Here is a 19,828-nt window from a genome sequence, read left to right on the forward strand (position 1 = left end):
TATATTTTATCTGAAAAGGTAAAAAAGCACTGCCATTATACATATCAACAAAGCCGAAAGCACTTTATAATTGCCCAAACCACTCCAGGCAGCTCCCCTCAATGGTTCCCATGGCGATTTCCAGTACAGTGTGGCACTCTCTTTAGTATGCCGAACCGGATACATAAAGGAGAGCGTTATCTGCATCAATAAACAGGTAAGGAAAAGATAAAAGGCCATCATCATAAACGGTATTTGCCCAATGGCACTTAAAGGATACAATTTGCCAACTACAAATACCAATACCCCCACTGCCGAGCCTACCCATAAAGTATATTTTGCAGATATAGCCGAAGCTTTTTCCCAGAATACACCCAATAAAAACACACATGTTATTGGCGGTGCTATGTGAGCAATGATATCGTTTAGTCCATTAAAAATACTTTCGTAATTATTGAGCAGAGGCAGCATCAGCAACGATACAACCAGCGATACACCCGCGGCTATTTTGCCCACGTTCACAAGCTTCTTATCAGTAGCATCGGGTTTATACCTTCTATAAATATCATAGCTTACTATGGTTGATATGGAATTTAAAGCGCCGGAAATCTGGCTCATCAAACCTGATAACAACGCGGCAACCAGTACGCCAATCAATCCTGGCGGGATAAGCTGGGTAATCATCAGTGTATAGATACCCTTACTGTTTACCACCTCTTTACCGTTCACCATACTTTTTAATGCCGAGATATCTAAATGGCCGCTTTGTGCCAGCGTATAGGCAAATAAACCGGGCATCACAAAAATAAAAACGGGCAGTATTTTTATAAACCCGCAAAACAGCGGACCAACCCTTGCATGATTTTCGTCCTTTGCCCCCAAAACCCTTTGAACTATGGTTTGATCGGCACACCAGTACCATATCCCCAGCACCGGGTAGCCTAAAAATACTGCGTACCAGGGCATTCCACTTGCATCACCATGCGGGCGCAGCATGGATAGTTTACTAAGCTGATCTGTATGTTTCAAAACATCAACCATCGGTTCCCAGCCCCCCATTTTAGTGTAAGCGGCAATACTCATGATAATGGCCCCTCCCAAAAGCACAACGGTTTGTATAGATTCCGTTACTACAACGGCAGTTAAACCGCCAACTACCGTATATATAGTAGTAATAATAGAGATCACGATTACGCTGGTGTACATATCAACACCAAACAAGGTATGTAAAACAATACCACCGGCTAATAAGGAGAATGCGATATGGATCAGCACTGCAGATACCACGGATATAATGGCCAGCCAATCGCGACTTGCACGATCATATCGTTTTTCAAGAAAATCGGGCAGGGTTGAAACTCCCGATTTAATATAGAAAGGCGCAAAGAAAAGCGCCAGCAATATCAGCGTAAATGCGGCCATCCATTCAAAATCGCCATTGAGCAAGCCAGTGTCAAAACCGCTTTGAGCAAGACTTACCAAATGCACGCAGGAAATGTTGGTGGCAAACAAAGCCAGTCCTATCATTGGCCAGCGTAGTTTTTTACCTGCCAAAAAGTACTCACCGGCCTCGTTGTTGTTATTTTTTGTTTTGCGCTGATGACGGATTCCCGACCATAAGCCAATAACAAAAATCACAATAATGTATAAGGCGCTAATGACTAAATCGGGTGTATGTATCATATTTTCATTTTAAAAATAACCTTTAAAAGCCAGAGCGAACTCGTGTGGTTTCTCTGTACAGTTTGGAGATTGCTTCGTTCCTCGCAATGACGCGTGGTGTTTTGGTTTTGATTCTTATCTCTTAATTCTTATCTCTTGATTCTTGACTCTAAAGCAATATTTTCAAATCACAGCTGCTGCCCGGTACCTGTGGTGTTTGGTAAACTCCGTTACTTATTTGAACCGGGTTAACAAAATGTTGTTGCAGATGTGGAATATGTTCTAAAAACAAAGCCTCATGCCCTACTGCTATATGGTTAAATAATACCAAATGCTGGTGCAATTGCCCCATATCACCCACGTGGGGAACAACCGGCACACCATACTTTTTACACAATAAACTCACGGTAATAAACTCGCTTACCCCACCTACCCTTACGGCATCAACCTGGATAAATGACGCGGAGCCAGTTTGCAGGTAATTTTTAAAGATGATCTTATTAGGAACATGCTCGCCCAGGGCCAGTTTCAATGGCGATACGGCATCGGCTAAAGTTTTATGCGCCAGTACATCATCCGGATGCGTTGGCTCCTCAATCCAGTAAGGGTTCATGCTTTTTAACTTATTGCAGATAGATATTGCCTGTGGTAAACTCCATTGCTGGTTGGCATCAAGCATAACTTTCACATTATCGCCCGCTACTTCCCTTACAATATGCGCACGGCGGATATCTCTTTCAGGATCTGTCGAGCCTACTTTCAGCTTCATCGCTGTAAAACCTTCGGCCAATGCTTTTTTGCAGTTTTCGCGCACCTTCTCGTCCGAATAATTGAACCAGCCAATAGATGTATCATAACCCGGATAACCTTGCTGCAATATACCTTCGCGGTTAACACGGCTATCTTGCTGCGAACGCAGCATTTGCAGCGCCTGCTCATGAGTCAATTCATCCTCGAGGTATGATAAGTCGAGCGTTGCCACAAGTTGCTCTGGCGACAGGTCTGTAAGCAATTTCCACAATGGCAGCCCTCTCTTTTTTGCCCACAGATCATAGCAGGCATTGGTAACTGAGGCAAGGGCTAAATGCACAACCCCTTTATGCGGTCCCAGCCATCTAAACTGCTGATCGTTGGACAAGTTTTTAAACAGCTCGCCAAAATTGGCCATCGTATCTTCAATATCCCTACCTTTTATCTTATCGGCATAATACTGGGCGGCCTTACAAACCAGGTCGTTTCCCTCACCCAAAGTAAATGCAAAGCCAACGCCTGTGTAGCCGCTGTCGTCAAATAAACGGGTTACAGCGTATGAGTATATCGGATCGGTATGTATGGCATCGCTGCCCGCGCTGCCATCAAGCTTGTACCTGATGTCATCAACTTTTATATTCTTAATCATGTTATATAAGATCTTTTTTTTCCTGGATAGATTGAACAGTTTGATGGATCACCCTGCGATAGCCCAACTCGGCCCCGCCGCTTACCGGCAAAATACAGCCGGTTATGAAACGCGCCTGGTCTGATACCAGGAATAAGCAGGCATCGGCTACCACGTCACCTTCGGGGCAATAGCCCAGCGCGTGTATATCATCCAGGTAATTTTCAATAGAATTAGCATCGGGTTGCTGCTGGCTCCAAACCCTTAACATAGGTGTCCATACCCCAGCCGGGGCCACCGCGTTAACCCGGATGCCATAAGGTGCATAATCAAGTGCCATTGATTTGGTTAATGCGCTTATAGCGCCTTTGGTAGCACTATATGCCGCGTGAATCTCCTGCCCAATTTCGCCCACCAGGCTACCGGTGTTCAGGATATTTCCTCTTGTTTTTTTTAATTCATCAATACCAAAACGGGTAGTATTAAAAACACCTTTTACATTAACATCAAACAAAGTGTTCCATTCCTGTTCTGTAGTTTCATGCACCGCTTTTGATGGGTTTGATATACCGGCATTGTTATGAATAACATCAATTTTGCCAAAATAGCCTACAGTTTCAATAATAGCTTGCTGTATATCTGCCGCCACTGCAACATCGGCCTTTATATATAATATATCATCATTCAGCAGTTTTAAGCGGGCCTCATCAATGCTTGCTTGTGTATTTGATATAATACTGAGCTTAGCCCCAGCCGCATGGTATATTTTGGCGCACTCAAAGCCAATACCTTCGGTACCGCCGGTTAAAAAAATCACTTTATTCTTTAGTAGCATATAATGTTATAGTTATTTAGGGCATAAAAAATTATGCGCCTAAACTTTAGTGTTTAAACCACAGGATTTCAATTAATGAAAAATCAAAAGCCACGGTTATATTGGTTATTACTGAATAGCCAAAAGTAGTAGCATGTTTTGGAGATTATAATAGTTAAAACATTTTTTTTAATGGATTATTCCATTAAAGCATAACCTAAAATAGGTTTTATTGGCATAATGCTGTGCTACGTTTGCAATTGGGTTTAAATGATTGTATTTGCAAATTGTTTTATCTAATATAGCGTTCTAAAAATGGAATGTTATATTAGCGATAATGTAGTATCCCACTATAATACCAATTTGGCCTAATATTAATTTAGATGAGTAACAGCTTTAAAAGACGGCAGGGTTTTGATGGTGAAAAATTTATTAGCATTCCTCAGAAAGTGTTGCGCGACGCCAAAGAGCGCGATCCCCAACTTTTCCATATCTATATAACACATATAGGCTATTTCCCCAAGGCTTCTTTTCATTACCGCGAACGGCGTAAGGGCTGCGAAGACAATATATTGATTTACTGCCTGCAGGGAAAGGGCCATTATATTGTTGATAACAAGCGCTATGAAGTAAAAAGCAATCAATTTATCCTGATCCCGGCTACAGATAAATATATGCGCTACTGGGCTGATAATGAAGATCCCTGGACAATTTACTGGGTACACTTTACCGGCGATAAAATAGATGCGTTTAACAAATCGCTTAATTTAAGTATAAGCCGGGGACCGGTACATATCCCCTTTAATGAAAATGCCATATCCATGTGGCACAACATTTACCAAACACTGGAGATGGGTTACAGCCTGGAAAACATCAACAGCGCGTGCTTTTGCCTGTACCATATTATAGCAACCTTTTTGATGCCAGAGCGCCATATTCAAAATGATAAGGACGACGAGGGCGATATCATCACCAAAACCATCCATAACATGCGCAACAACCTTAGTAAAAAACTGAGCGTTGAAGATATGGCTTGCAAACATAATTTATCAGTATCGCACTTTTCAAACTTTTTCCGTAAGGCTACCGGCATGCCGCCTATTGATTATTTTATCCATCTTAAAATGCAAAAGGCCTGCCAGCTGCTATACGCCAACGGTGATAAAATAAAGGCCGTGGCTGCCGATCTTGGCTATGAAGACCCCTACTATTTCTCGCGCATATTTAAAAAATACATTGGCTCCTCGCCAGAGCAATACCGCATCACAGCAAAAAATACAGGTTGACGATATTTTTATCCATCGTACAATTGGCAGGAAGATCGCTTTAAAAAAAACGACGTCATGCTGAATGATAAAATTTCGCGAAACTCTGAAGATAAAATGACGGAAACTAACCAAGGTTAAGACTCACCCCGTCGAGGCTACGCCCGACACCCCTCTCTTCAACTTCGTTGGAAAGAGGGAGTTGAAACTTAGAATTAACTTTTTTGACCCTCTTTCCGGCGAAGCCGAAGCGGGGCGAGTCGTTGCCAGCATACAGAGCCGATTGCCTGGTATGAAACAAACACGTCATGGGTAATTATTTCGGCACCCCACGTACAAGTAAGCACGGGAAAAGTCTGCAACAAACACGTCGGAGACCTGGCAGGTGTGAATGTCCTGTGGGATGCCGAAATAAATTCGACATGACGTACGCGTTTTAAATTTGGAAAATTTTAAACGCGTTTTTCCATAGTACAATTGTTATTTCCCTGAAATTATCCATCTTAATACAAGTTTCGTCTATTTCTATCCCCTGCTCACAGTTATAATTTTATCCATTATAAAAACCGATGCTTTGCCCGGATGAAGATGCAAAGCCGAAGATCAATTATAACCTGAGATAATTTTATGAATAAAAAACTATTGTTTAAACCGCTGCTGTTTTTAACCTGCGGCTTGCCTTTATGGTCATCGGCGCAAATAAAACCTTTAAAATTATGGTATGATAAACCTGCCGCCCAATGGGAAGAAACCCTTGCACTGGGTAATGGCCGACTGGGGATGATGCCCGACGGAGGTGTAAAAAAAGAGATTATTGTATTAAATGACATCACCTTATGGAGTGGCGCGCCGCAGGATGCCAATAATTACGAAGCCTATAAAAACCTTCCCGAAATTCGTAAACTACTTTTAGAAGGCAAAAACGACAAGGCTCAGGCCATTATTGATAAATCGTTTATATGTAAAGGTCCGGGCTCAGCTGGAGTTAATTATGGCTGCTACCAAATATTGGGTAATTTGTTGTTGAACTTTAATTACAAAGGCGCAGCGGATAGTGTTGTTCAATATGATAACTACCACCGCGAACTATCTATAAACAATGCTATTGCCGCAACTACCTATAAAGTTAATGGAGTAACCTATAAAAAAGAATATTTTACCAGTTTTGATGATGATGTGGATATCATTAAAATAACTGCCGATAAACCTGGTATGTTGAATTTCAGCATAGGCATCAACAGGCCTGAAAGGGCCGTTACCACCACTAAAGGCAATACCCTGCAAATGAATGGCCAACTGGATAACGGTATTAATGGTAAAGGAATGCAATATTTAACACAGGTTAAAGCCCAACTGAAAGACGGGAACATCAGATCAACCACCAACGCATTGGAGGTGAAGGATGCTACCGAGGCAATAATTTATATATCTACCGCAACTGATCTTAAAAACCCCACTTATAAAGAAACAGTGCAGCGCCTTATGACTGCCGCTATGAAAAAGCCTTATACCTTACAAAAACAACGGCATATTACTAATTTTCAAAAACTGTTTAACCGGGTTAATATCAACCTGGGCGGTACAGAGAGCGATCTTTCAACCGATAAAAGGCTTAGCAATTTTCATAAAAACCCATCATCAGATAATAGCTTCCCCGTATTATTTTACCAGTTTGGCCGTTACCTGAGCATTTGCAGCACACGTGTAGGTTTGTTACCGCCAAACCTACAGGGCCTTTGGGCCAACCAGTTAGTTACCCCCTGGACAGGAGACTATCACCTGGATATTAATGTACAAATGAATCATTGGCCGGTAGAGGTATCAAACCTGTCGGAACTTAATTTACCACTTGCCGAACTGGTAAAAGGCATGGTAAAGCCTGGCGAACGTACAGCCAAAGCCTACTATAATGCAGATGGCTGGGTGGCGCATGTGATCACCAATATATGGGGTTTTACCGAGCCCGGCGAATCGGCATCCTGGGGCATTACCAAGTGTGGTTCGGGGTGGTTGTGCGATAATTTATGGCAGCACTATGATTTCACCAACGACAAAGCCTATTTAAAAGATATCTACCCCATTTTAACAGGTGCTGCTAAGTTTTACAACAGCATGCTGATTAACGACCCTAAAACCGATTGGATGGTTACCGCGCCATCGTCATCGCCCGAAAACGGCTTTTACCTTCCGGATGGAAGCGGCAACCATGCGAGCATATGTATGGGCCCAACTATCGATAACCAGATCATCAGGGAGCTTTTTAATAATGTGATAACTGCATCTATAGTACTGGGCAAGGATCCCGAATTAAGGAAAACCCTGCAGGCACAATTAAAAAGGCTGCCTCCTCCGGGTGTGATATCTAAAACAGACGGGCGTATCCAGGAATGGCTGGAAGATTATAAAGAGATTGAACCGCACCATCGTTGCATATCGCATCTTTATGGGCTGTACCCTGCTGCATTGATCACACCCGAAAGCACACCTGACCTTGCCGAGGCCAGCAAAAAAACACTGGAAGCCCGCGGTGATGACGGTCCAAGCTTCTCAATCGCCCATAAAATGCTGTGGTGGGCACGCCTGCATGATGGTACAAGAGCATACAAGCTATTTAACCAGCTTATTAGTCCAACATTGGCCACTAATATGAATTATGGCGACGGCGGCGGCATTTATCCTAATATGCTATCAGCCGGTCCGCCGTTCCAGATAGACGGAAATTTTGGCGGCACCGCGGCCATTGCCGAAATGCTGATCCAAAGCCATGCCGGTTTTATTGACCTGCTACCCGCCATCCCCGATAACTGGAAAGCATTCGGCGAAATTAAGGGACTAAAAGCCCGGGGCAATTTCACAGTAAACTTTAAATGGGAAAATGGGAAGGTGATCAGCTATAAAATTACTTCGGTACAACCACGGTATGTTAACGTGAAGATCAATGGGGTAGTAAGGAAGGTTTTTGCAGCGAAAGCATAAGGAACCGCGGTTTTAAACCAGCAAGGAATTTATTTGCCCAAACAAAACCGGTTACCGCAGCATTTTATAATAAATACAATTATGAATTGGCACATCGGCTGTTCGGGATTTCATTATAAGGATTGGAAAGGCAGATTTTACCCTGAGGACCTGCCCCAGCGTAAGTGGTTTGATTATTATTGTGAGCATTTTAAAACACTGGAACTTAATGTTACTTTTTACCGTTTCCCGCAGCTTTCCTTTTTGCAGAACTGGTACACCAAAAGCCCGGCTGATTTCAGGTTTGCGGTAAAGGCGCCAAGGGCCATAACTCACTATAAAAAATTCGTAGAAGCTGCAGATCTGATCAGCAGCTTCTACGATACCATCAATAATGGTCTGCAGGAAAAGCTTGGCCCTGTATTATTTCAGTTGCCACCAAGCTATAACTATACCGAGGAAAGGCTTGACGGGATAATCAGCAGCCTTAATCCGACATTTAAAAATATAGTAGAGATGCGCCACGCAAGCTGGTGGAACGCCGATGTTTACCAAAGCCTTCGTAAACATAATATCAGCTTTTCCGGTATGAGTCACCCTAACTTACCAGATGATGTGATAAAAAATACGCCGGTTATATATTATCGTTTTCATGGAGTTCCCAACTTATATCGGTCGCCATATTCCATGGAATTCCTGCAAAAAGTGATCGACGCAGTACAGCACGATATAGATATAAAAGAAGCCTGGTTTTACTTTAATAACGATTATGATGCCGTTGGCGTGAAAAACGCGAAAGAAATGATCAGTTTAATTTAGCAGGTTAGAAACAAAAAAAGACGCAAATGATGCGTCTCCTTTAATTTCAATTTAAATCGGGTTAATCCCTATGCCGCCTATGCTTTTTCTTTTTACTTGATTTAGATGAAGAGCTTTTCTTTTCAGATTTGGAAGTGCTTGGTTTGGTTTCAGCAGGTTTGGCAGCCATACTCTCCGTAGCTTTTGAAGCCACGGATGTTGAATCCTTGCTCAATTGCTTAACTGTGAACTCATTTCTGCTTAAGCCGTATTCCAACTGGCGTTTGGCACCGGTTAATTTGGCTTGTTTGCCGGTACCATCATATATCGGAAACTCGCGGATCAGTTTACCATCGCGGATATAAAAATTATCATCGCCGCGATAGCCCTTGCGCTGAGATGAATTCAGCCTGGGGAAATCCAGTTTATTAGCTTTGTTATCATTAAACTCAAACGCGTAGATACTGGTATGATTGATGGTATCTTTTGATTTTGCCTGTATCAATATCTCGGGATTACCATCCACGTCCATATCAGCATTATAAACATCAATAATATTACCATCCAGATCGCCGGTAGTGGTGGTATACTTTATAGCCGATGAATCTGAATGCAGGATCAAAAATGCCCCGGCCTCCTGCGAGCCACGCCCCCAGCTAAATACATCATAGCTCTGTCCCGGCGATACCTCTATCATTTTATGGTAGCGGAACGGGCCCATCAATTGTGTCGCTTTAGAAGCCGGCTGTACACTTGTTGTTTTGGTTTGGTTACCGCCACAACTTGTTATGGCCGCGGCCGCAGCTATTAAAAAAGTTATATAATAAAGTCTCCTGATCATTACTTGTATATAGTTCTGTTAATTTCTCAGTACTTCGGGCGTTAATTCGGCAGCTGTTTTACCGGGTGCAGATATAAATACTTTTAAAGTATTGTTTCCACCGGCATCTACATATTTTAAAGTGAAACGGTGATACCCTTTCAATAAAGGCGCAGCACCAAATTGTTCGTTTATCGCATGCTTACCATCATTATCAACAACTACCTGGTCATCAATTAATAAAACAGATCCATTGGCTGATAGTATAGAGAAGCCATAATTCCCATCAGCCTCAATATTAATAAATCCATTGTAAATTACACCAAACTTTCCTTTACTTTTCCTAAAATCTGCTGTATTAAAGGTTTTAATTACACCGCTATCGGCAACAGGTAAATTAACCAGTTGACTGGTACTAGAAAATGCACCTGCAAATAATTGGAACTTTAGGCCGGGGATATCGCTTGTATTGTTAACGGGTGCAAAAGGCGCTTTATTATAAACCAGTGTACGGGTAACATTGCTCCGTTTACCAGATGGGGTAATTACTAAGGTCTGCAGTTCGCGATATTGATCAATGGGTACATTGTAGGTCATAGGCACATGATACTCCAGGTCGGTTTCGCGAGGGGTATACCCATCAATGGTATAGTATACTTTAGCACCATCAACCGGCGATTTCAGGTTTACAGTTAACTGACTGCCTATCATCACGGTATCTTTAGCTCCTATAGCCACCGGAACATGGTAATTTAAACTATTCCTATCCAACCAGGCCAGGTGCGATGGCAGACGTGTTTCTGAAAAATCTTTAAAGTTTTTATTTGCCAGTGGCGACCATGCTATTTCCGATAGCGCCATCAATCGCGGCAACAGCATAAACTCCACTTTGGCATCGGTTGCTACATACTCCGTCCACAGGTTAGCCTGCACGCCCATAATGTATGTCTTTTGTTCGGGAGTTAAAGCTTCCGGCGTTGGGTCATAGCTGTAGATTTTGGATAAAGGCTCATTACCGCCGATACTCAATGGTTCCTGGCTGGGTTTACCCTGCCCATGGTCGATATACAAGCCGTGGCTGCCAGGCGTCATCACCACATTATGTTTTTGCTGTGCAGCAGCTATGCCTCCTTCTTCCCCGCGCCAGCTCATTACGGCAGCGTTTGGTGCAAGGCCTCCTTCTAATATTTCGTCCCAGCCAATAATGTTGCGGCCTTTGGAATTTACAAATTTCTCAACTCTTTGAATAAAATAGCTTTGCAGCTCGTTCTCATCTTTTAGCTTTAATTTTTTAATAAGCTGCTGGCAGAATTTTGAATTTTTCCATGCGTCCTTAGGTGCCTCATCCCCTCCTATGTGAATATATTTACTTGGAAACAGCGCCATTACCTCTGTAAGCACATCCTCTATAAATGCAAAGGTTTTATCAGACGGGCAGTAGATATCTTTAAATACGCCCCACGTTTCCGCCGGTTTATAGGTTTTGCCCGGATCACAGCTCAATTCCGGATAGGCGGCCAAAGCTGCCTGTGAGTGGCCTGGCATTTCAATCTCGGGCACAATGTTAATATATCTTTCTGATGCATATTTCACCACATCACGAATTTGATCCTGGGTATAAAAACCACCATACGGCGTACCATCAAACTGTTGCGGTGTTTTATCGCGGTAACCTCCTATTAAGGTTTGAGCACGCATACTGCTAATCTGTGTTAACTTAGGGTATTTCTTGATCTCGATACGCCAGCCCTGATCTTCGGTTAAATGCCAGTGAAAATTATTAAGCTTATAGGCTGCTAACAGGTCGATATATTTTTTAACCATCTCCACTGAGAAAAAATGGCGACCAACATCAAGCATAGCTCCGCGGTAACCAAAACGAGGATAATCCTCCACCTGCACACATGGCAATTTAGCGGTGGCAGCCCTTGCGGCAGGGAACAACTGTATCAGGGTTTGTACACCATAAAACAAGCCTGCTCCATTACCTGCAACTGTAATTTGCTGCGGGGTAATGGTTAAGCGGTATCCTTCAGCGGGTAAATTATCGGTACCGGCAGATGTTAATGTAATTACGTTTGAAGCGGTACCAGCTCCCTTTAATACTATTGATTTATTGTATGCCTGGCTATTGGCCAGGTAATCTTTAAAAAACAGCACCGCTTTGTTAGATGGTGAATCGGCCTGAATACTGGTTTCCTTGCTTAGCACAAAGCTGCCGGGTACCTTTTTAAGTGATACAGGTGCCGGGATGATACCTGCATAAGGGTCAGTATCCTGCGCGTTAACAACAATAGTAAATGATGTAAGCAATGCAAACAACATTAAGGTAGCTTTTTTTAACATATTTATTATGAGGTTGGTACTAAGTGGTGAATATAGAAGTTTTTAAAAAAATACAAGAAGTTTTTGATTGTAACAAAAGTATAGCGGTTGCCAAATAATATCAGCCTTCCGCCTTTGCGTTACTGCGTGTATACAGAACTGAACTTAAAACAAAAAAGGCCATTTGTTACCAAATGACCTTTTTAATATCTATAAAAGCCCCCTTATTAGAAGAGGTTTTGAACGAAACTTTATGCTGTTACCACATGCTCTTTAGCTGCCAGGTAACGCTCAGCATCAATGGCCGCCATACAACCTGTACCTGCTGCTGTAACTGCCTGGCGATAGATGTGATCCTGTGCATCGCCGCAGCAAAATACACCTTCTACATTGGTTTCTGTTGAACCGGGATGGGTAATAATGTAACCGGTTTCGTCCATATGTAACCAGCCTTTAAAAATATCGGTGTTAGGGTGGTGACCTATCGCCACAAAAAACCCACTAACATCTAAATCCTTTTCTACGTTGGTTGCGTTATTAATTACTTTAACTCCGGTAACACTTTGTCCGTCGCCAAGAATCTCTTTGGTTTCGGTATTGTATAATATCTCGATGTTAGGTGTGTTCTTTACCCGGTGAACCATTGCTTTTGAAGCACGGAACTCGTCACGGCGAACAATCATATATACTTTACGGCAAAGTTTAGCCAGGTAAGTAGCTTCTTCTGCGGCAGTATCACCCGCGCCAACTATGGCTACATCCTGTCCTTTAAAAAAGAAGCCATCGCAAACCGCACAGGCCGAAACACCAAAGCCACTGTATTTTTGCTCAGATGGTAAACCCAGCCATTTTGCTGATGCACCGGTTGAAATAATAACGGTATCAGCCAATATTGTTTTCACTTCATCAACCACAACTTTATGCGGCAGACTGGTAAAATCAACAGAGCTTACATAACCAAAACGAATTTCGGTACCCAGGCGCTCGGCTTGTTTACGGAAATCTTCCATCATTTCGGGGCCCATGATACCTTCAGGGTAACCTGGGAAATTTTCCACATCGGTAGTTTGGGTAAGTTGTCCTCCGGCTAATAAACCAGTATACATTACTGGTTTAAGATCGGCCCTTGAGGCATATATTGCGGCGGTATATCCTGCCGGGCCCGAACCAATGATCAGGCATTTTACGTGTTCTAATTCTTGAGTCATTCTTTAAAAATGTATGCGAATTTACAAAAAAAGTCAATTGAATGGGTCAGTGACAGGTAAACAATTTAACTCACAGTCCCAATCCTGAGGGCCTATCAATTCATTATATCCACAATCCTCACCATATCCACTATATTAATAGTAAACCTGTAGGTTGACTCTATCTTTTCACCTTTGTATTCCGCCGGTTTCCATTTTGGCGATTCCATAAATGCTTTTACTAAAAGTTCATCAAAATCAATATCAACCGTCTGATCTACTTTTACATCGGTAACAATCCCTTTTTCGCTAATTTTTAAATTAAGAACAAGTGTACCGGCGTGGTCAGGAGTTTTAAAAAGGGGTGCTTTGCGCTTTAAATAGGTGTACAGATCAAATGGCATTACGGCGCTTTTAAAATCACTAACCGCGTTAACATGACTGATCATTTTTCCCTTTTTATAAGTATCCGTATAAAGTTCGGCACCTTCGGGCGTTTTCATACGCCATTCGCCGCTTTTTTTTCCGTTTACGTAATTCCCCTCCAACAAAACAGCGCCGGTGGTTGGTTCAAAAGTTTGGCTTAAGCCATTTGCTATATCGTCTTTATAAGTTTTAAGGTATTGTTTTTTTCCATTCAAAAACTCATACCACTCGCCGGTTTTCTTTCCGTTTAAAAAGTAACCACTGGCTTTAACATGATTCAATGTATCTCCCTGTATATCAAAACCATTTAGCGGCGTCCGCTTTTCATAGGATATATATTTGCCGGTAGGTATGCTTAACTTTTCGTCTTTATAAAATGCCGAGCTGAGGATGGTATCGCGCATATCAAACTCCTTCACCATCCAGGCCGAATCGTCAAACTTTTTTATAACCATGTATGAATTGGCTAATATCTTGTTATCAACCCTGTTGCCGGCTTTATCTATAAACATTAAATAAGGTTGCTGGGCACTTGCATTGAGCGAGATAAACAGGCCAAGAATGGCCATTTTAAAAAATTTCAACATGATAAAGTAAGTTTGGGTCAAATATAATTATTTACCCGTATTAGCCTTCAGCACCCGCAGCACATTGCCGCCTAAAATTTTATTAATATCCTTTTTACTATAATTAAGTTTCAACAGTTCTTCAGTAATTTTGGGATAATCGCTTACGCTGTCGAGTCCTAAAGGGTATGATTCGGCCCCATCAAAATCTGATCCTATTCCTACATAATCTATACCTATCAGTTTTACAATGTAATCTATATGATGAATCAGCAAACTCAAAGGCGGCCGAATTTTATCCGATTCGGCTTTATACATAGCATTCAACCTGATATTGGCCAGATCGCCGTCGTTATAAATTTTGGTAAGCGAATCCAGCTCGACCTTATGCTGTTGTAAAAACACCGCAACCTTTGGCGAATAGGTGCTATCCACAAAACCGCTATAAAAATTCAGGCAAACTACGCCCCCATTTATGGCCAACGCCTTTAATTGATCGTCTTTTAAATTGCGGCGGCTTGGATCAATACTGTAAGCACAGCTATGTGATGCAATTACCGGCTTTGTGGTGGTAGCCAGCACATCGTAAAAAGTACGCTCGCCAACATGCGAAACATCAACCATAACACCCAACTCATTCAGGTGCTTTACTATCTGCTTACCGTAATCTGTAAGCCCCAAATGTTTCAGACTGTCTTTTTTGGTGACCTCGTCGCGTGCAGATGTAGCCCATGAAGTACTATTATTCCAGGTAAGGGTTAAATAGTTCATACCGCGTTTGGCCAGACTATCAATATAATCCATCCTATCTTCAATCATATGTCCACCCTCAACGCCTATCAAAGCTGCCAGTTTTTTCTTCTTTACCGCTTTTTTTAGTTCGGCGCTGTTATGTACAAGGGTTATCCTATCCGGATTACGCTTTATAAGGGCATACAATGAATCTATCTCGCGGTTAGCAAAAGCGAAAGCTCTACCCTTACCATAATTTTCGCCACACCAAATGGAAAAGATCTGTGCATCCAAACCACCCTCTTTAGCACGAACAAGGTCAAAATCTCCCTCACTTTGCCTTTTGCCTAAATTGAATTTAGTGATCAGTTCATTGGATAATACATCGTTATGTGTATCTATCAGGATTGCTTTTTGATGGATTTTAGAAGCATCTTGTGCCGAAAGTTTTAAGGAAAACAACAATAAAAGGAACAGCAGTTTTTTCATGCCTCAAGATATGGAAAGCACAGTAGATACACAAATTAAGAAAAAACCTGGCACACCGGGAGTTTTTTGATTTATACCGCCTGGTATTGATTTAAAATATAGTAAATGAATACTCCTATAATTAATAAGGCCCCTACAGCTATTAATATAACGCCAAGGGCTATACTCATAAAATCATCTATTATGAAATGCTTGTAATCGGCGGGATCGTAAATAACTTTAACAATTTCCCCTTCCTTATAAGTTGAAGGATTGGTACCAACACCATATTTTTCTGTAATCCACTCTTTATCCAACGTTACATACCTTATTACAGGATAATATAATGTCGAAGGTTTTTTACCAAAGCTGGTTAGTTTCTCCAACTGAAAAACTACCCCTTCCACCTTCACCCCCGTTTTTACCAGTTTACGGCGTTCACTTATCTTTCCTATCCCCCAAACCGAAAGAAAAGCACCACCAGCAAGTATTATTAGTTCATCAATTGTGACATTCATGGTTTTGGTTATAGTAACGATTTTTTGTCTGAACCGGGATTAAAACAGATTAAAGGATTACAGGATTTTTGATTAAATTGTATGCCATTTTCTTTCAACACGCAACACGCAACACGCAACACGCAACACGCAACACGCAACACGCAACACGCAACACGCAACACGCAACACGCAACACGCAACACTACGTCTGTATCACCCCAACATTAAATGCTCTTTCAATTGGAGCATGATTGGCAGCCTCTATCCCCATCGAGATTACCTTTCGGGTCTCCAGCGGATCAATGATACCATCAACCCAAAGCCGTGCTGCGGCATAATATGGCGTGGTTTGTGAATTGTAACGATCTGTGGTTTGTTTAAGCAGTTCCTGTTCTTTCACGTCGTCCACCTCTTCGCCTTTTGCTTTTAGGCCTGCGGCCTGCATTTGAACCAATACTTTGGCCGCCTGACTGCCGCCCATTACTGCTATTTTTGCTGACGGCCAGGCATAGATCAGTCTCGGATCATAAGCCTTGCCACACATAGCGTAATTACCTGCACCGTAGGAGTTGCCTATTACTATTGTAAATTTGGGCACAACCGAATTGGCAACAGCGTTCACCATTTTGGCACCATCTTTTATAATACCGCCCTGCTCGCTCCTGCTGCCTACCATAAAACCGGTAACATCCTGCAAAAACACTAGGGGGATCTTTTTTTGGTTGCAATTCATGATAAAGCGGGTAGCCTTATCAGCAGAGTCGGAGTAAATAACGCCGCCAAATTGCATCTCTCCCTTTTTTGATTTGATCACCTTGCGTTGATTAGCTACGATACCTACCGCCCAGCCGTCAATACGACCCAAACCGCAGATGATGGATTGGCCATAGCCCGCTTTATATTCTTCAAACTCCGAATCGTCAACGAGGCGCAAAATGATCTCTCTCATATCATAGGCTTTCTCCCGGTTATCGGGCAGTATACCGTAAATATCTTTTGGATTTAATTTGGGGATAGATGGTTTAATCCTGTCGAACCCCGCCTTGTTATAATCCCCGGTCATGCTCATGATGTTCCGGATAGAATCGAGGCAGGCCTTGTCATTGGGTTGCTTATAATCGGTAACACCCGATATTTCGCAATGCGTGGTAGCGCCACCCAGGGTTTCGTTATCCACATCTTCACCAATGGCCGATTTTACCAGGTATGATCCCGCCAAAAAAACGGAGCCAGTACCCTCTACTATCATCGCCTCATCGCTCATGATGGGTAAATAAGCGCCACCCGCCACGCAGGATCCCATAATAGCCGAAATTTGGATAATACCCATACTGCTCATCATGGCATTATTACGAAATATGCGCCCGAAATGCTCTTTATCGGGAAATATCTCATCCTGCAAAGGCAAGTAAACCCCTGCCGAATCAACCAGATAAATAATGGGCAGGCGATTCTCCATAGCTATTTCCTGCGCACGCAGATTTTTTTTAGCTGTAATTGGAAACCAGGCCCCGGCCTTTACAGTAGCATCGTTGGCTACCACTACACATTGCCTGCCTGATACATAACCAATACCACATACTACGCCACCGGATGGGCAGCCACCATGCTCGGCATACATGCCATCGGCAGTAAAAGCGCCTATTTCAAGCCATGGTTTATCTTGATCTATAAGATAAGCTACACGTTCGCGGGCCAGCATTTTACCCTTTTCTTTTTGCCTGGCTGCGGCCTTCTCACCACCACCCAGGTGTACTTTTTTTAGCCTTGTGTTCAGCTCATAAACAAGCTGTTTGTTTATATCCTCATTAATGTTAAAACTGATATCCATAATTGGTTTTTATAGAAAATGTAATTTAGAGAAAATTACCGGCGCAAAGCTAATGATATTTTTTTTGGCGATTTTAAGTCAGCAGTTCCAGTTAATAGCAGGCAGTCATCTCCTAAATTGAAACTATTACTACAGTGGAGATTTGCAATTCTCTATCAATCGGCCACAGCCTTTTCTATAGAAAAAAAAAACATAATACACACGTATACAGTAGCCTTACGTTTAATATTACGTAAAAACACGTATACTTTTTTAAAAGAAACAGCATAGCTTTACTATATCATTTATTAGCAAACCTTTATTATGATACAACAAACCAAACATTATGGCTGGACACCCGACCTGCCAGATCACCGCGATTTAAGATATGCCCTGGTTCGCCCGGAAGCTTTAGCAAAACCTTTACCCGCGTTAGTTGACCTGCGCCTGCAGTGCCCACCTGTTTATGACCAGGGTAACCTGGGTTCATGTACCGCTAATGCCATTGCCGGGGCTTTTGAATTTGAACTAATGCGGCAAAAACTGTCGGTATTTAACCCCTCGCGTTTATTTATTTATTATAATGAGCGCGTGCTGGAAAATCACGTTAAAGACGATAGCGGCGCCCAGCTGCGTGATGGCGTAAAATCTGTAGCCACACAAGGTGTTTGTGACGAAACTAAATGGCCATATATTGAAAGCAAGTTTGCCAAAAAGCCTTCGAAAACATTATATACAGCCGCCAAAAAAAATCTTGCTATTCAATACACCCGCTTAAATAACACGAATATCAGCGAGTTAAAATCATGCCTTGCAACCGGCAATCCTTTTGTTTTTGGATTTACAGTATACCAAAGTTTTGAAGGCACTACAGTAGCCCAAACAGGAGTACTCAATATGCCCGGCAAAAACGAAAGCGTTGTGGGTGGCCATGCGGTAATGGCGGCAGGCTATGATGATAAGAAGAAAGCTTTTATAGTACGAAATAGCTGGGGCAGCACCTGGGGACAAAAGGGCTATTTTTATATGCCCTACGATTACCTAACCAGTACAGATCTGGCTGATGACTTTTGGACCATAAGTCAGGTAGAATAAGCTTCTTGCGAGCAAGGATTTTGGGAGCAAAGAGCAAGGATTTTTAGATCAAGGATAAAAGACTGGGTATATTCGCTCACACCTTTAATCCTTGAACTTTGCTTTGTTCCATAGGTGTCTGACGAGTTGCTAACGGTTTTTTAATTCCCTCCCAACGGGAGGGGTGCGGTTGTAATGCGCGCGATAGCAGGGAGGGGTTTCGCCGACATGCCATCTACAACAATACTTGAACGCCTGATTTAACCCCTACCTCCTCCTTCCCCGAGGAAGGAATCGCACATTGCCCCTATCTTTTATACCTTTCGAACACCTATAATCCTTTGCTCCATCAATATTTACTCTCCTTTCGGCTTAAGTAAGGTTTCTGTCTTTAAACCAAACTTCATCAGGGTTTGCATTAAAGCTCTCCATCAGGGTTACCAGTTCAATGGCATCGCCGGATGTTATAACCAGCTCGCGGTTGGCGGGTTTAAGAAATTTTTGCTCAACCATTACGTCCAGTTGCTTCAGTAATGAATCATAGTACCCCCCAACATTCAGCAACCCTGTGGGATGACTGTGCAGCCCTAATTGTAGCCATGTTAGCACCTCAAAAAACTCTTCGAGTGTACCTAAACCACCAGGCAGTGTGATGATACCATCGCACAGATCGTTCATCATTTGCTTGCGCTGATGCATGTTCTCTACAATGTGAAGTTGCGTTAAACCGGTATGACCAACCTCTTTATCCATTAAAAACCGGGGGATCACTCCAATCGCTTTACCGCCACGACTCAAAACTGCATCAGCCATTAAACCCATAACCCCAACCTTGCCCCCGCCAAATACCAGGGTTATATTACGGTTAACCATCACTTCGGCTAATTGCTCAATAGCTTGTTTTAATAAAGGGTCGCCGTTAAAATTGGCACCGCAGAATACGCAGATAGCTCTCATATCGCAAATATAAAATTTACAGTAGCCAATTGCAGGGCAAGGCCGTATTATTATCCATTAGTTTGAATGGTTTATCTATTTAAAATGTATTATTACACATCTATATTTACCT

Annotated in this window: 15 protein-coding genes; 4 read left to right on the top strand and 11 right to left on the bottom strand. The window is 42.4% G+C overall.

Annotated elements, in window-relative coordinates; genetic code table 11:
• Positions 1-6: 6 nt before the first annotated feature.
• From Q0R88_RS19385 to Q0R88_RS19395, 3 genes are all read right to left on the bottom strand, one after another.
• Positions 7-1,662: a sodium:solute symporter gene (locus Q0R88_RS19385; RefSeq protein ID WP_295719334.1), complete on the bottom strand. Its 1,656-nt coding sequence runs from the start codon at positions 1,660-1,662 to the stop codon at positions 7-9.
• Between the two features lie 148 nt (positions 1,663-1,810).
• Positions 1,811-3,040 (bottom strand): enolase C-terminal domain-like protein, encoded by a 1,230-nt coding sequence (locus Q0R88_RS19390; RefSeq protein ID WP_295719337.1) that lies wholly within the window; start codon positions 3,038-3,040, stop codon positions 1,811-1,813.
• 1 nt (position 3,041) lies between these two features.
• A complete protein-coding gene (locus tag Q0R88_RS19395) occupies positions 3,042-3,854 on the bottom strand; it encodes an SDR family oxidoreductase (RefSeq protein WP_295719339.1) in 813 nt (270 codons plus the stop codon).
• A gap of 362 nt (positions 3,855-4,216) precedes the next feature.
• On the opposite strand from Q0R88_RS19395, the gene Q0R88_RS19400 reads away from it, so the two are divergent.
• The 3 genes from Q0R88_RS19400 to Q0R88_RS19410 all read left to right on the top strand — a co-directional run bounded on the left by Q0R88_RS19400 (position 4,217) and on the right by Q0R88_RS19410 (position 8,872).
• A complete protein-coding gene (locus Q0R88_RS19400; RefSeq protein ID WP_295719341.1) occupies positions 4,217-5,119 on the top strand; it encodes an AraC family transcriptional regulator in 903 nt (300 codons plus the stop codon).
• Positions 5,120-5,725: 606 nt separating this feature from the next.
• Positions 5,726-8,074: a glycoside hydrolase family 95 protein gene (locus Q0R88_RS19405; RefSeq protein ID WP_295719343.1), complete on the top strand. Its 2,349-nt coding sequence runs from the start codon at positions 5,726-5,728 to the stop codon at positions 8,072-8,074.
• Positions 8,075-8,155: 81 nt separating this feature from the next.
• Positions 8,156-8,872, top strand: coding sequence for a DUF72 domain-containing protein (locus Q0R88_RS19410; protein ID WP_295719345.1), 717 nt, complete (start codon positions 8,156-8,158; stop codon positions 8,870-8,872).
• A gap of 61 nt (positions 8,873-8,933) precedes the next feature.
• Here the strand turns inward: Q0R88_RS19410 and Q0R88_RS19415 are convergent, their stop codons facing one another.
• From Q0R88_RS19415 to Q0R88_RS19445, 7 genes are all read right to left on the bottom strand, one after another.
• Positions 8,934-9,692 carry a hypothetical protein gene (locus Q0R88_RS19415; protein ID WP_295719347.1) on the bottom strand — a complete coding sequence of 253 codons (759 nt, stop codon included), beginning with the start codon at positions 9,690-9,692 and terminating at the stop codon, positions 8,934-8,936.
• 18 nt (positions 9,693-9,710) lie between these two features.
• A complete protein-coding gene (locus tag Q0R88_RS19420; protein ID WP_295719348.1) occupies positions 9,711-12,017 on the bottom strand; it encodes a family 20 glycosylhydrolase in 2,307 nt (768 codons plus the stop codon).
• A gap of 230 nt (positions 12,018-12,247) precedes the next feature.
• Complete coding sequence (gene trxB, locus Q0R88_RS19425) at positions 12,248-13,204, bottom strand: thioredoxin-disulfide reductase (RefSeq protein ID WP_295719350.1); 957 nt, start codon at positions 13,202-13,204, stop codon at positions 12,248-12,250.
• Between the two features lie 95 nt (positions 13,205-13,299).
• A complete protein-coding gene (locus Q0R88_RS19430) occupies positions 13,300-14,196 on the bottom strand; it encodes an energy transducer TonB (RefSeq protein WP_295719353.1) in 897 nt (298 codons plus the stop codon).
• Between the two features lie 27 nt (positions 14,197-14,223).
• Positions 14,224-15,396, bottom strand: a complete 1,173-nt coding sequence (locus tag Q0R88_RS19435) for a dipeptidase (protein WP_295719354.1) — start codon at positions 15,394-15,396, stop codon at positions 14,224-14,226.
• 71 nt (positions 15,397-15,467) lie between these two features.
• Positions 15,468-15,893, bottom strand: a complete 426-nt coding sequence (locus tag Q0R88_RS19440; RefSeq protein WP_295719356.1) for a DUF3592 domain-containing protein — start codon at positions 15,891-15,893, stop codon at positions 15,468-15,470.
• Between the two features lie 184 nt (positions 15,894-16,077).
• Complete coding sequence (locus Q0R88_RS19445; protein ID WP_295719358.1) at positions 16,078-17,706, bottom strand: acyl-CoA carboxylase subunit beta; 1,629 nt, start codon at positions 17,704-17,706, stop codon at positions 16,078-16,080.
• 303 nt (positions 17,707-18,009) lie between these two features.
• Here Q0R88_RS19445 and Q0R88_RS19450 point away from each other — a divergent pair, with 303 nt between their 5' ends.
• Entirely contained in the window at positions 18,010-18,780 is a 771-nt protein-coding gene (locus Q0R88_RS19450; RefSeq protein ID WP_295719360.1) for a C1 family peptidase, read from the top strand.
• Between the two features lie 351 nt (positions 18,781-19,131).
• Here the strand turns inward: Q0R88_RS19450 and Q0R88_RS19455 are convergent, their stop codons facing one another.
• On the bottom strand, positions 19,132-19,716 hold the full coding sequence (locus Q0R88_RS19455; protein WP_295719361.1) for a TIGR00730 family Rossman fold protein: 585 nt from the start codon (positions 19,714-19,716) through the stop codon (positions 19,132-19,134).
• Positions 19,717-19,828: the final 112 nt, after the last annotated feature.

Source organism: Mucilaginibacter sp. (assembly GCF_025362475.1).
In the GTDB taxonomy this organism is placed as follows: Bacteria; Bacteroidota; Bacteroidia; order Sphingobacteriales; family Sphingobacteriaceae; genus Mucilaginibacter.